This window comes from Kribbella polygonati, from assembly GCF_050320105.1.
Classification (GTDB): domain Bacteria; phylum Actinomycetota; class Actinomycetes; order Propionibacteriales; family Kribbellaceae; genus Kribbella.
This window is the reverse complement of record NZ_CP190129.1, coordinates 4,785,948-4,797,379: the sequence shown is the minus strand read 5'-3', so window position 1 is coordinate 4,797,379 and position 11,432 is coordinate 4,785,948. Positions and strand designations below refer to the sequence as shown.

At 69.9% G+C, this 11,432-nt stretch carries 13 protein-coding genes; 5 read left to right on the top strand and 8 right to left on the bottom strand.

What is annotated here, in order from left to right; genetic code table 11:
- Positions 1 to 6: 6 nt before the first annotated feature.
- Entirely contained in the window at positions 7 to 657 is a 651-nt protein-coding gene (locus tag ACQHIV_RS22740) for a hypothetical protein (protein WP_427885000.1), read from the bottom strand.
- Positions 658 to 908: 251 nt separating this feature from the next.
- Between ACQHIV_RS22740 and ACQHIV_RS22735 the strand changes: the two genes are divergently transcribed.
- Positions 909 to 2,531: a hypothetical protein gene (locus ACQHIV_RS22735; protein WP_427884999.1), complete on the top strand. Its 1,623-nt coding sequence runs from the start codon at positions 909 to 911 to the stop codon at positions 2,529 to 2,531.
- Between the two features lie 32 nt (positions 2,532 to 2,563).
- On the opposite strand, the gene ACQHIV_RS22730 is transcribed toward ACQHIV_RS22735, so the two are convergent.
- The gene (locus tag ACQHIV_RS22730; protein ID WP_427884998.1) at positions 2,564 to 3,334 is read right to left on the bottom strand and encodes a hypothetical protein; all 771 of its coding nucleotides are present in this window, start codon (positions 3,332 to 3,334) and stop codon (positions 2,564 to 2,566) included.
- A gap of 186 nt (positions 3,335 to 3,520) precedes the next feature.
- Complete coding sequence (locus ACQHIV_RS22725) at positions 3,521 to 4,315, bottom strand: phytanoyl-CoA dioxygenase family protein (RefSeq protein WP_427884997.1); 795 nt, start codon at positions 4,313 to 4,315, stop codon at positions 3,521 to 3,523.
- Positions 4,316 to 4,385: 70 nt separating this feature from the next.
- On the opposite strand from ACQHIV_RS22725, the gene ACQHIV_RS22720 reads away from it, so the two are divergent.
- On the top strand, positions 4,386 to 5,216 hold the full coding sequence (locus tag ACQHIV_RS22720) for an AraC family transcriptional regulator (protein WP_427884996.1): 831 nt from the start codon (positions 4,386 to 4,388) through the stop codon (positions 5,214 to 5,216).
- Here ACQHIV_RS22720 and ACQHIV_RS22715 read toward each other — a convergent pair.
- The 3 genes from ACQHIV_RS22715 to ACQHIV_RS22705 are packed head-to-tail and all read right to left on the bottom strand — an operon-like array spanning position 5,194 to position 7,365.
- On the bottom strand, positions 5,194 to 5,586 hold the full coding sequence (locus tag ACQHIV_RS22715; protein ID WP_427884995.1) for an MAPEG family protein: 393 nt from the start codon (positions 5,584 to 5,586) through the stop codon (positions 5,194 to 5,196). The two genes, ACQHIV_RS22720 and ACQHIV_RS22715, sit on opposite strands and share 23 nt — an antisense overlap.
- Complete coding sequence (locus ACQHIV_RS22710) at positions 5,583 to 6,533, bottom strand: hypothetical protein (protein ID WP_427884994.1); 951 nt, start codon at positions 6,531 to 6,533, stop codon at positions 5,583 to 5,585. Before ACQHIV_RS22710 ends, ACQHIV_RS22715 begins: the two co-directional genes overlap by 4 nt.
- Positions 6,484 to 7,365 carry a glutamate-cysteine ligase family protein gene (locus ACQHIV_RS22705; protein WP_427884993.1) on the bottom strand — a complete coding sequence of 294 codons (882 nt, stop codon included), beginning with the start codon at positions 7,363 to 7,365 and terminating at the stop codon, positions 6,484 to 6,486. Before ACQHIV_RS22705 ends, ACQHIV_RS22710 begins: the two co-directional genes overlap by 50 nt.
- Before the next feature lie 59 nt (positions 7,366 to 7,424).
- Here ACQHIV_RS22705 and ACQHIV_RS22700 point away from each other — a divergent pair, with 59 nt between their 5' ends.
- A complete protein-coding gene (locus tag ACQHIV_RS22700) occupies positions 7,425 to 7,922 on the top strand; it encodes a MarR family winged helix-turn-helix transcriptional regulator (protein ID WP_427884992.1) in 498 nt (165 codons plus the stop codon).
- Here ACQHIV_RS22700 and ACQHIV_RS22695 read toward each other — a convergent pair.
- Positions 7,886 to 8,467 (bottom strand): ArsR/SmtB family transcription factor, encoded by a 582-nt coding sequence (locus tag ACQHIV_RS22695; RefSeq protein ID WP_427884991.1) that lies wholly within the window; start codon positions 8,465 to 8,467, stop codon positions 7,886 to 7,888. The genes ACQHIV_RS22700 and ACQHIV_RS22695 overlap by 37 nt on opposite strands.
- Positions 8,468 to 8,525: 58 nt before the next feature.
- Between ACQHIV_RS22695 and ACQHIV_RS22690 the strand changes: the two genes are divergently transcribed.
- Complete coding sequence (locus ACQHIV_RS22690; protein WP_427884990.1) at positions 8,526 to 9,104, top strand: dienelactone hydrolase family protein; 579 nt, start codon at positions 8,526 to 8,528, stop codon at positions 9,102 to 9,104.
- Positions 9,105 to 9,136: 32 nt separating this feature from the next.
- Positions 9,137 to 9,928, top strand: coding sequence for a hypothetical protein (locus ACQHIV_RS22685; RefSeq protein WP_427884989.1), 792 nt, complete (start codon positions 9,137 to 9,139; stop codon positions 9,926 to 9,928).
- Here the strand turns inward: ACQHIV_RS22685 and ACQHIV_RS22680 are convergent.
- A complete protein-coding gene (locus ACQHIV_RS22680; protein WP_427884988.1) occupies positions 9,893 to 11,344 on the bottom strand; it encodes an MFS transporter in 1,452 nt (483 codons plus the stop codon). The genes ACQHIV_RS22685 and ACQHIV_RS22680 overlap by 36 nt on opposite strands.
- Positions 11,345 to 11,432: the final 88 nt, after the last annotated feature.

Genomic DNA, 11,432 nt, shown 5'->3' with positions numbered 1-11,432 from the left:
CAGTTGTCAGCGTTTGGCCATCGATTGCTTCAGATCTCGCAACGCGTTGTCAAGACGGTCGGGGCTCACCCCCAGCGACTTGGCGATGTCCCGGAAGGCCTTCGACGCCGGCTCGATTCCGCGCTGAGCCGATACCAGCTTGAGCAGAGCGGCCTTGGCCTTGGCCTTGCTGCACCCGAGCGAGGCGGCCAACCGTGCCGCCGCGGCGTCGGTCGTGAACGGTGACGTGCGCGGGTCGTCCGCTCCCTTCTTGCCCTTGCCGTCCTGTTTGCCCTTGTCGTGCTTGCCGTCGTCACGTCCGGGCTTGAGGAGCATCGGTTCCAGGACGCTCTTGACCCGCGAGGCCGGGATCCCCAGGTTGGTCGCGACGGCCGCGATGAAGGCCTGCGGCGTGACGTTCTGCGCGTTGGCCAGCGACCGCTTGGCCGCGACCATCGCGGCCTCGAGCCGGTCGGTCGTCACGCCGAGCTTCGCGGCCATCGCGGCGAAGTCGGCGTCCGGAGCCGGCTTGGGCTTGCCCTCGAGCTTGGTCGTCGTACCGGATTTCGCGGCACCGGGTGCTGCGCCAGCGCCGGACGTCGCTGCCGAGGCGGTACCGGTGGTGGCCAGTGCGGCCAGCGTTACCGCGGCCGCGATCAGCCGGGTGCGTTTCATCATCGTGATTTCCTTTCGTCACCGAGCGCGCCGGACGAGAACCGGCGCCGTGGGGACAAGAGGACCAAGTCGGCTTCAGCTGTGGTTTCGGTCGGCTTTAGAGCTCCCTTAGAAAACGCATTCCTGAGGGACTGGTCCTGGCTGTTGGGGGAGCGTTCACCTGCTGGCCGTTCAGGTGGTCCGTGGTATTGGCCGGTGCTGGGTGGCGTGTTTTCGAGGGGCCGGTGGGGTTCCTCAGGACGAGATGAGGATCGATGTCCCGACCCACGTTGCGCGGTCGCCGTGCCGCCTTGGCGGTCTCCACACTCGCGATGGCCGGCCTGCTGTGCGCCGCCGGACCGGCCGACGCCGCGCCTCGCACCGGCCTCACCCCGGGCTCCCTGGTGGTCAGCCGGCTCCACTACGTCGGCACGCCCGGCCTGCTCGCGCCGGGTCAGGTACTGCCGACCGGCGCGACCGCCGTCGCCGACGGCTCGTTCGCGCGGGTGTGGGACAACGTCACCGTGGACGGCAACTTCGGCGTCACCGCGCCGATCTACCTCGACCAGCTCGACGCCGCCGGTGCGACGGTCGCGTCCGTCGAGGCGCCGACCGGCCGGCCCGGCCCGAGCAGCCGCGGCCACGACGTACTGACCGGCAGTTTCTCCTCGAAGTCCGAGGGCGCGCTGAACCTGTCGACCGACGGCTCGCGGCTGACCGTCATGGGGTACGTCGCCGCGCCGAACACGCTCGACGCGTCGAACGGCAACACACCCGGCGTGATCGACCCGACCAATCCCGACGCCCAGTCCGTGTACCGCGGCATCGGCGAGGTCGATGCCAAGGGACAGTTCTTCGTCACCCAGACCAACGCCTACTCCGGTGACAACGGAAGGGCCGCGATCTACGACGCCGCGACCGGCCTGTACTACGCGGCAGGCAACTCCAACAACGGCGAGGGTACGAGCGTGCCTGGCACGATCTACGGCACCGGGGCGCAGCTGGTCACACCGGCCCGCGAGTCCGAGGCCGAGCAGACGGTGGGTCAGCCGACGCCGCTCGGCGGGTTCAGCGTGCTGCAGCTGCCCGGCGTGAAGAAGGCCGACAAGCTCGGCAAGGACACCAACTTCGGAGCTGTCGCCGTACACAACGGCGTCGTCTACTACACCAAGGGTTCCGGCTCCAACGGCGTCGACACCGTGTACTTCGTCGACACGACCGGCGCCGCGTGCCCTAACGGCGTCGGAGTACCGGTACCGGGTGCCCCCGCACCGACGGCCGCGCAGCAGTACAACGCCGCGACCGGTGAGATCGCTCCGAACATGTGCATCCTCAAGGGTTTCCCGACGGCGCTCGCCAAGTCGGTCGCCACGCCTGAGGTCGGCGGACCGGAGAACACGACCGCGTTCGGCGCGATGTGGTTCGCGAACGACACCACGCTGTACGTCGCGGACGCCGGCAACGGTGACGACACGTACTCGAGCGGCGTCTACACCGGTGCGGCCGCCCAGACTCTCGCCGGCATCCAGAAGTGGTCACTCGTCAACGGGACCTGGACCTACGCCTACACGCTGCAGAACGGCCTTGGACTCGGACGGCCGTACTCCGCCGCGGGCCTGCCGGCAGGTACGAACGTGGCGACCGGCCTGCCATGGCAGCCGGCCGTCGACGGCGTCCGCAACATCACCGGCAAGGTCAACGCCGACGGGAGCGTCAGCCTGTACGGCGTCACCAGCACTGTCGGCGGCGTGACCGACCCGGGCGCGAATCCGAACAAGGTCGTCACCGTCACCGACCAGCTCGGCGCCACGACGCAGCCGGGCGGGCAGACCTACCGCGTACTGCGGTCCGCGGCCGCAGGTGATGTCTACCGGGGCACGGCCTTCGCCCCGCGCTGAAAAACCCCGTTGGACCGCCCGCCCCCGCGCGGTCAGCCCATCGCGAGGTCGTTGACGAAGCTGTCGGACCAGTCTGACAGGGTGGGGAGGCGTTCGGACCAGACCTTTGTGCGGGGGGTGCCGGCCGTGGTCGGTTCGCCGTTGTCCGGCCAGTAGCCGATCATCGAGCGCAGGGTGCCGAGGTGTTCGGTGAAGTGGTCGTCGACGTGCACGATCGCGGCGACCCGGACGGCGCCGAGCCGGGCGACCACCTCGGGGTCGCGGAACGCGGTCCGGATCGCGCCGCCGAGGTTCGCGAGCTGGGAGTCGCACGGCTGCGCGGCGACCGGTTCGGCGAGCACCAGGATGTGGGTGTCGGGGAGGTACCAGCCCTGGCGCTCGGCGATCCGGTACAGCTCGGTCAGCCGGGTCCGCAGGTGCGGCGTGGTGGCGAGGCCGGTGCCGTGGTCCTCGCAGGACGACGCGTGCAGGTACGTCAGCGTGCACTCGGTCCAGCTCTGGCAGAGGATCCGGATCGCCTCGAACGACGGCTCCTCGCCGATCGTCCGGTACGTCTTCCGCAGTTCGTCGAGCGCGACCGTCAGCGGGACCTCCCGCTCCGCGAGCCGCCGTCCCGCCGCGGCCGCGTGCGGAACCGGGTCGGATCCGGCCGCCAGCGACTGCAGCAGCGGGCGGAAAACGGTGTCGTTGCTGGGCCCGCTCAGCCGATGTCGCCCGCGTCCGGGGACTGGATCTGAGACCAGCTGCTCCGGTTCCGGAGCGGTCGGTGCGGGCAGCGGTTTGCGCAGCTTGTCGATCAACATGGCAGATCCCCGTTTGACTACCGATCGTGGTCACCTACCTGGCCGACAGGTGACCCGTACGCCCTGAGACGCTCGCCCTGCCGATCCATGACGCCAGAACCCGGAAAATTCCGGAATCTGCCCGACCAGGGCCTGAAAGCGGCCTCGACCACGCTACCGGCGGTAACACCCGGCGATGTGCGCGCGTCAACCCAGCGGCCAGAGCTGCGGCTGGATCGCGGGGTCCGAGTAGTCGGGGTCGGGGTTCCGGCGGACGAGCTGGTCGTTCGGATGGCCGGGGCCGGGGCGCCAGCGGTTGTCCGACGGCTGCAGGTGGATCGCGATCGACCGGCGCGGCGCCGTACTCAGGTTCGCCGAGCTGCCGTGGACCGTCCGGCAGTGGTGGAAGCTGACCTGGCCGCGCTTCATCCGCGGTACGACGGGAGTCGGGTCGAAGCCCTGCTCGACGATCGACGCCTCCAACCCGGCGGCGTCCTGCGAGAAGAAGTCCAGCCCGGTCACCGACCAGCGGTGGCTGCCCGGCATGAACGCGACCGCCCCGTTCACCTCGTCGACGTCGTGGAACCCGACCCACGCCGTGAGCATGTCGTCCGACGTACACGACTGCCAATACTGCCGGTCCGTGTGCCACCCCACCTTCGCCGCCGACCCGCCCGGCGGCTTGTACAGCAGTTGGTCGTGCCACAGCCGGATCCCGTCCGCCCCGGACAACGCGGCGGCCGCCTCCGCGATCGCCGGATGGTGCACCAGTGCGGCCAGCTCGTCGACCCGCAACGACGAGTAGTCGTTCTTCCGCAGTACGTCGCCGTGCTCCGGCCGCCAGCCCCGCGTCGGCCCGATGTCGGGCAGCACGTGGTCGTGGTCGTTCGCGTAGAACCGCTCCATCCCGCGCTCGGCCGCGTCCAGTACGTCGGGCGGCACGATCACCGGCGAGATCCAGTACCCGTGCTGCCGGTAGAAGGCAATGTCGTCAGCGTCCATGGTGACCAACCTAAGGAGAACGCGCAGTGGAAGCGTTGCCGATGTTCAGCCGGATGGACACAATCTTCAGGTGTCCCTGTTCCGCCCCGACGGGCTCCGCGCCGGCTTCCACGCCGAAGGGTTCGCCCCGGCCAGCGGCCTGCTGCACGCCGGCGAGCAGTGGGTGCCCGCACAGTTCCTGATCGAGCCGCACGAGCACCCCGTCTGGGAGATCTACCTGCAGCAGCACGGCACCACGCACTGGGTCGCGGGCGGTGAGAGCTACGTGCTGCACCCGGGCCACCTGTTCGCCGTACCTCCCGGGGTCCGGCACCACCTGGCCGGCCGCTCCGGCAACCACCACTTCTTCTTCGCCGCCGTCGACCTCGACGTCGTCCGCCGCCGGCATCCCGGACTCGCGATGCCGTCGGGCGTCGTACACCGGGAGGCCGGTGAGCTGACGTACGCGTTCACGCAGCTGGTCCGGGAGCTCACGACCCGGTACGAGTACGCCGATACCGGACTGACGCTCGCCGTCGACCACCTGGTCCTCGCGTTCTCCCGGTCGCTCGCGCCGTCCGCCGTACCGCAGTTGCCGATGCATCCCGCCGTACGGACGGTGAAACGCCTGCTGGACGAGGAGTTCCACGAACGCTGGAGGTTGACCGAGCTGGCGGACCGTGCCGGGCTCGCGCCGGCGTACCTGGCCGAGCTGTTCGCCGCCGAGCTCGGCCAGCCGCCGCACCGCTACCTCAACGAACGCCGCATCGACCGCGCCCGCCAGCTGCTCGAGTCCAGCGACGTCACGGTCACCGCACTCGCACTGAGCCTCGGCTTCAGCTCCAGCCAGCACTTCGCGCGGGTCTTCCGGCAGCTCACCGGCAGTACGCCGACCGCGGTCAGAGCGTCACGAGCACGGTGACGCCGAGCGCCAGCCCGACCAGATAGGTGCCCATGGCACCGATGTCGCGGAGCGGCCCGTGCGACGCCAGCGTCCGCGAGCGCAGCATGCCCAACGCGTGCGTGAACCGGACGAAGACCGCCGCGATCGCCAGGGCGTCGATCACCCAGCTGTGCGAGAGCGTCGAGCAGACCAGGAGCAGCACGATCATGGTGGGGATGTACTCGGCCGCGTTGCCGTGCGCGCGAACCGCGATCAGCAACGGGTCGGCGGGGTCCGTCGGCAGCTGGTTGCCGGCGCCGCGGAGCGCGCGGTTGCGGGTCACGTTGGCGCCTAGCAGGAACAGTAGGATGCCCAGCAGGGCAATGCAGATCACGGTGATGGTGCTCATAGGAGTGCTCCTTCGAACAAGTGGCTCACGATGGTGTGACTCAGTCGCGTCCCGAGCAGCGCGTCGGTCTTGTGCATGCCGCCTGGGCAGGTGACGTTGACCTCGATCAGCCGGCCGTCGATCACGTCGACGCCCGCGACGACCAGGCCGTGGTCGCGAAGTTCCGGCCCGAGGGCGGCGACGATCGCGCGGTCGTGCGCGTCGATCCCGGCCACGGCCACCGGTGGGCCGATCCGGAAGTCGCCGGCGGCCGGGCGGCGCAGGACCGCGCCGACGAGCTCGCCGTCCAGCAGGAACAGTCGTTTGTTGCCCTGTGCAACCGCAGTGAGGTACTGCTGTGCGATCACCGGCCGGCGGCCGCCGTAGGTCGCCGACTCGAGCAGCGCGATCGCCCCGTGGTCGTCGCGGACCAGCCATACGCCGTTCCCGGCGAACCCGTCGACCGGCTTCACGACCGCCGTACCGACCTGCGTCACGAACGCCCGCAGTGCGTGTGGATCCGCCCCGACGTGGGTCGGCGGGCAGAGTTCGGGGTGGTGCAGCGCCATCAGCTTCTCGTGCAGGGCGCGGATGCCTGCCGGGCGGTTCACGACGCGGGTTCCGGCGAGGTCCAGCAGGTACGTCGTGTGCAGGTAGCGTGCGTCGACCGGTGGATCGATCCGGAGGTGTACGAGCGCGAACGACGCGACGTCCAGGACCGCCGTACCGAGGTCGTCGTACCACTGCGGGTCGACGATCCACCGATGGTCGTCGCCCGGCACTCGGGGGCGCAGGCGGATCCGCCGGGCGCGTACGCGCAGCCGCCCGTCCACGACGGCGAGGTCCGCCGGCTCGCAGCACCAGACGTCGAGGTCGAGGTCCTGGGTGGCGGCCATCAGTCCGATGCTCGCGTCGATCTCAGCCTGCAAGCCGGGCAGCGGATCGGTGACGAAGAGTACGCCGATCATCGTGCCACATCCCTTCTGTGCAAGGGGTTTTGCGGAGTACGTCGCGCCGGACGACGTCGTCGTACATGAGTTGCCGGAGGATTCGGGCGATGCGCTCGACCATGTGCGGTTCCTGGGCGTCGAGGTAGCGGACCTCGAGGTAGGTCCCGCGCGGCCGTACCGGCGGGAACAGCGTGCTCAGGTGCCCCGCCGGGCCGTCGACGAAGACCGTGGCGCCCGCGGCGAAGGCCGTGTACGCCGCCACCGGGTCGTCGCCGTACAGCAGCCGGTCGTCGAACGCCGTCCGCGCCGGATCGACCGCCTGCCAGACCGCGAGCCGCGAGCTGCGGTTGAAACGTGCTGCCAGAGCCGGCCCGGCGAGGTTCAGCACCCGCCATTGTTCGAGGCCGGCGCGACCCGGCCACCAGTCCAGGCAGAACTGCGTGGACGCGGTCCGGCGCATCATCACGCGACCGGCCGGCCCGATGCGGTCGAAGTGCCGCTGCATCGCGACGTACCGCGGAGCGATCAGCTGCAGCGGCACGTCTTCGCGCGGATCGACCGGGATCGGCCGCAGCGTGATCCCGCCCAGCCGGCGCCGCAGGCGGGCCGTCGTACGGCGCAGGTCGCGGACCGGGTCGAGCGACGGCGGCAGGCTCAGTTCGAGTTGCCCGCCGGGTTCGAAGGAGACGTACGGCGATCCTGCCACCGCCCGCCGTACGACGTCGATCGGTACGACGGCGCCGTCCGCCGCGGCCACGACGTACTCCTGCTCGATCGCGACCCGTGTCGACCGCCCGCGTCCCCGCGCGAACAGTCCGGCGACCACTGGGTGAAGCTCCCTGGGATCCATCGGCCCCTCCCTGATACCGTAAGGAATCCTGTCAAAATATTGGAAGGTATCCTTACGGTATGTCAAGAGCTCAGAGGCGCCGCCCGAAGCACAAACCGCTGATCGCGCTGATCGACCGGGCCAATCGCGCGCTCCAGACGGAGATGGTGCGGAAGGCACACGCCGACGGGCACGCCGAGGTGAAGATGGCGCACAACTCGGTGTTCGGCACCTTGCACGGCGAGGGTGCGCGGGCCGCGGACATGGCGGCGCGGGCCGGGATCACCCGGCAGTCGATGGGCGAGGTGATCCGTGACATGGTCGCGCTCGACCTGCTGGAGATGAAGGCCGACCCGGCCGACGGCAGGGCCAAGATCGTCACCTACACCGAGCACGGGCTGGATGTGTCCTGGGACGGCTTCGAGTACCTGGCGGACCTCGAGGAGCGGTTCGAGCAGGAGTTCGGCGAGCAGGAGTACGCCGTGGTCCGGGACGTGCTCGACCGCCTGATCAGCCTGCTCGACCGGATCGCGGCGGAAGGTCAGTCCTCGTCCTCGGCCGGCGGCAGCGTCGGGTAGTCGCCGATCGGGTAGAGCCCGACGGTGAAGCCGTACGTCGTACCGCCCGCCCGCGGGAGCTGGTCGAACGCGTGGATCAACGCGTCCACCTGCTGCCAGAACTCGGCGGCCCGCTCGTCCGGGATCCGGGCGTGCCGGATGAACGAGCGCAGCTCGCCCGCGTCGTAGGCCTGCTTGGACTCCTGGGCCGCCACCTCGAAGTCGTTGAAGTCGTGCGGCAACTGCCCGTCCGCGCCCTGCCGGCCGAGGCCGACGAAGAACATCCGGGCCGCGCGCCCGTAGAACCGCTCCTCGATCGCCCGCACCCGCCGGGTCCGGACCACGCGCAGGATGCCCGCGTCGGTCAGCACCTTCACGTGGTGCGCGACCGTGCTCTTCGGCCGCCCGACCGCGGTGGCCAGCTCGGTCACGGTCGCCGCGCGCTCGTGCAGCAGCCCCAGGATCGTGGTCCGTAGCGGGTCGCTGATCGCCCGTACCTGCTCCGCGGTGGTCAGCTCGACGGTGTCCGCGAGCTCGTAGTCGGGCACCGGCTTCTTGATCGACATGGTTCGAATAGACTAGCATCGCCGATTGTTCGAGATATTTGGATCATTGGAGCTGATGATGGCCGAGGTTGTGCTGTACCACCACGCGCAGGGGCTGACCGACGGGGTGAAGGCGTTCGCCGACGAGCTCCGGCAGGCGGGGCACACCGTCCACACGCCGGACCTGTACGAGGGCAACACCTACGCGACCCTCGACGAGGGCATGGACTACGCCCGGACGACGGGCTTCGGCGCGATCGCGGAGCGCGGCGTCGCGGCCGCGCAGGACCTGCCGGCGAACGTCGTGTACGCCGGGTTCTCGCTCGGCGTGGTGCCCGCCCAGCAACTCACCCAGACCCGCGCGGGGGCGCTCGGCGGACTGTTCTACTACTCGTGCCTGCCGGCCGAGGAGTTCGGCAGCTGGCCGCAAGCTGTGCCGGCCCAGATCCACGCGATGGAGGAGGACCCGTTCTTCGCCGAGGAGGGCGGTGACATCGACGCGGCCCGCGCGTTGACCGCCGCGGCCGACACCGTCGAGCTGTTCCTCTACCCCGGTAAGGAGCACCTGTTCGCGGACTCCTCGCTGCCCGGGTACGACGCGGGCGCGGCGAAGCAGCTGATCCGGCGCACGCTCGACTTCCTCGCCGGAATCAGGTAGCTCTCAGCGAGTTCCGCCTAGCCTTCGGGGCCATGCGACCACGAGTTTTCCCGGCCCCGAAGGTCCCCGCGGTGTTCGTGATGTTCTGGGTGGTCAAGCTGCTGACCACCGGCATCGGCGAGACCGCGTCGGACTACCTCGGCACCGTCAGCATCCCGCTGGCGGCCGTCATCGGGCTCGGTACCTTCTCCACCGCCATCTACCTGCAGCTGAAGTCCAACACCTACCACCCCGCGCGCTACTGGGTCACCGTGCTCGGTGTCGCGCTGTTCGGCACGATGATCGCGGACGGGCCGCACGTCGCGCTCGGTACGCCGTACTGGTTCGACTCGATCGTCTACCTCGGGCTGCTCTGCGGCCTGCTGACCTGGTGGCGGCGGAGCGAGGGCACCATCTCGGTGCACTCGATCACCACCGCCCGGCGGGAGCGCTTCTACTGGGGCGTCGTGCTGCTGACCTTCGGTCTCGGTACGGCGGTCGGTGACGCCACCGCGATCGACTTCGGGCTCGGCTTCACCTGGTCGATCGTGCTGTTCGGGGTGCTGATCGTCGTACCGCTCGGCCTGTGGAAGCTGGGGCTGAACGTGACGATCGCGTTCTGGGCGTCGTACGTGCTGACCCGGCCGCTTGGCGCGTCCATCGCCGACTGGCTCGGCAAGGACAGCCGGTACGGCGGCGTCGGCTGGGGCCTCGGCCCCGTGACCCTGGTCGGACTGCTGCTGTTCGCTGTGCTGGTCGCCTACCTGGCGCTGACGCACAGCGACGTCGACCACGCCGCCGTCCACGCGTCAGCTGTCCGCGAGCCCGACCCGGTCCTCGACTGACTTCGCGACGGCCGGCGCCGGGGCCGGAGCGGCGGCGCGGCGGGCCGGGATGAAGGACGCGACGACCAGTGCGGTGAGCGCGGCGCCGGCACCGATCAGCAGGACGACCCGGAAGCCACTCTGCGAAGGCAGGGTGTAGCCGCCCAGGCTGATCGTCAGGTTGGCCAGGATCACGCCGGCCACCGCACTGGACACCGACGTACCGATCGACCGCATCAGCGTGTTGAAGCTGTTCGCGGCCGCGGTCTCCGAGACCGGTACGGCGGACATGATCAGCGCGGGCATCGCGCCGTACGCCAGGCCGATGCCGGCGCCGATCAGCAGCGACACCAGGACGAGCTCCCAGACCGAACCCATGAGCACGCTGCCCACGCCGTACCCGGCGGCGACCACGAGCGCGCCGAGCATCAGCGTCACCTTCGGGCCGCGGGTGTTGGAGATCTTCGCCGAGAACGGCGCCGCGACCAGCATGATCAGGCCGGACGGGCCCATCACCAGGCCGGACGTGAGCATCGACTGACCGAGCCCGAAACCGGTGGCCTTCGGCATCTGCAGCAGCTGCGGCAGGACCAGCGACATCGCGAACATCGCGAACCCGAACACCATCGAGGCCAGGTTGGTCAGCAGCACCTGCGGCCGCGCGGTGGTCCGCAGGTCGACCAGCGGCTCGGTCGTGCGGCGTTCCCACCAGCCCCAGGCGAGCAGTGCGACGACGGCGAGCGCGAACAGGCCGAGCGTCCGGCCGCCGGTCCAGCCCCAGCTGGAACCCTGCGAGATTGCCAGCAGCAACGAAATCAGGCCGACCGAGAGCCCGATCCCGCCGGGCAGGTCGAACCGGCCGCCGGAGCGGACCGCCGACTCCGGGACGAAGCGCACGACCAGTCCGAAGACGATCACGCCGAGGCCGGCCGACACCCAGAACAGCGTGTGCCAGTTGAAGTTCTCGGCCAGCAACGCGGCCGCGGGCAGGCCGAGCGCGCCGCCGACGCCGAGCGAGGCGCTCATCTGCGCGACCGCCGTACCGACCTTCTCCGACGGCAGCTCGTCGCGCATGATGCTGATGCCGAGCGGGATCACGCCGGACGCCAGGCCCTGCAGCGCGCGGCCGGCGATCATCGGGACCAGCGAGCTGCTCAGCGCGGCGACGACCGAGCCGAGGACGAGCATGCCGACGCTGATCAGCAGCATCCGGCGCTTGCCGTACATGTCGCCGAGCCGGCCCATGATCGGCGTCGCGACCGCGGCCGCGAGCAGCGTGGCGGTGATCGCCCACGCGGTCCCGGCGGCCGAGGCGTTCAGCAGCCGCGGCAGCTCGGGAACGAGCGGGATCACCAGGGTCTGCATCAGCGCGACCGTGATACCGGCCGAGGCGAGCACCGGCACGACGGCCCCGGTGCGCACGGATGAAGCGGACACGACAGCCTCCTGAGGCTGAACTAGATAGTTGGTTTCTGCAACCAATAGGCTAAGTCAGGCAGTTGACTTAAACAAGTCGGCGAGGCAA

Bases quoted from the DNA above. Each gene is read 5' to 3' on its own strand.
- ACQHIV_RS22740 (WP_427885000.1), bottom strand. From the start codon at position 657: ATGATGAAACGCACCCGGCTGATCGCGGCCGCGGTAACGCTGGCCGCA.
- ACQHIV_RS22735 (WP_427884999.1), top strand. From the start codon at position 909: ATGTCCCGACCCACGTTGCGCGGTCGCCGTGCCGCCTTGGCGGTCTCC.
- ACQHIV_RS22730 (WP_427884998.1), bottom strand. From the start codon at position 3,334: ATGTTGATCGACAAGCTGCGCAAACCGCTGCCCGCACCGACCGCTCCG.
- ACQHIV_RS22725 (WP_427884997.1), bottom strand. From the start codon at position 4,315: ATGGACGCTGACGACATTGCCTTCTACCGGCAGCACGGGTACTGGATC.
- ACQHIV_RS22715 (WP_427884995.1), bottom strand. From the start codon at position 5,586: ATGAGCACCATCACCGTGATCTGCATTGCCCTGCTGGGCATCCTACTG.
- ACQHIV_RS22710 (WP_427884994.1), bottom strand. From the start codon at position 6,533: ATGATCGGCGTACTCTTCGTCACCGATCCGCTGCCCGGCTTGCAGGCT.
- ACQHIV_RS22705 (WP_427884993.1), bottom strand. From the start codon at position 7,365: ATGGATCCCAGGGAGCTTCACCCAGTGGTCGCCGGACTGTTCGCGCGG.
- ACQHIV_RS22700 (WP_427884992.1), top strand. From the start codon at position 7,425: ATGTCAAGAGCTCAGAGGCGCCGCCCGAAGCACAAACCGCTGATCGCG.
- ACQHIV_RS22695 (WP_427884991.1), bottom strand. From the start codon at position 8,467: ATGTCGATCAAGAAGCCGGTGCCCGACTACGAGCTCGCGGACACCGTC.
- ACQHIV_RS22690 (WP_427884990.1), top strand. From the start codon at position 8,526: ATGGCCGAGGTTGTGCTGTACCACCACGCGCAGGGGCTGACCGACGGG.
- ACQHIV_RS22685 (WP_427884989.1), top strand. From the start codon at position 9,137: ATGCGACCACGAGTTTTCCCGGCCCCGAAGGTCCCCGCGGTGTTCGTG.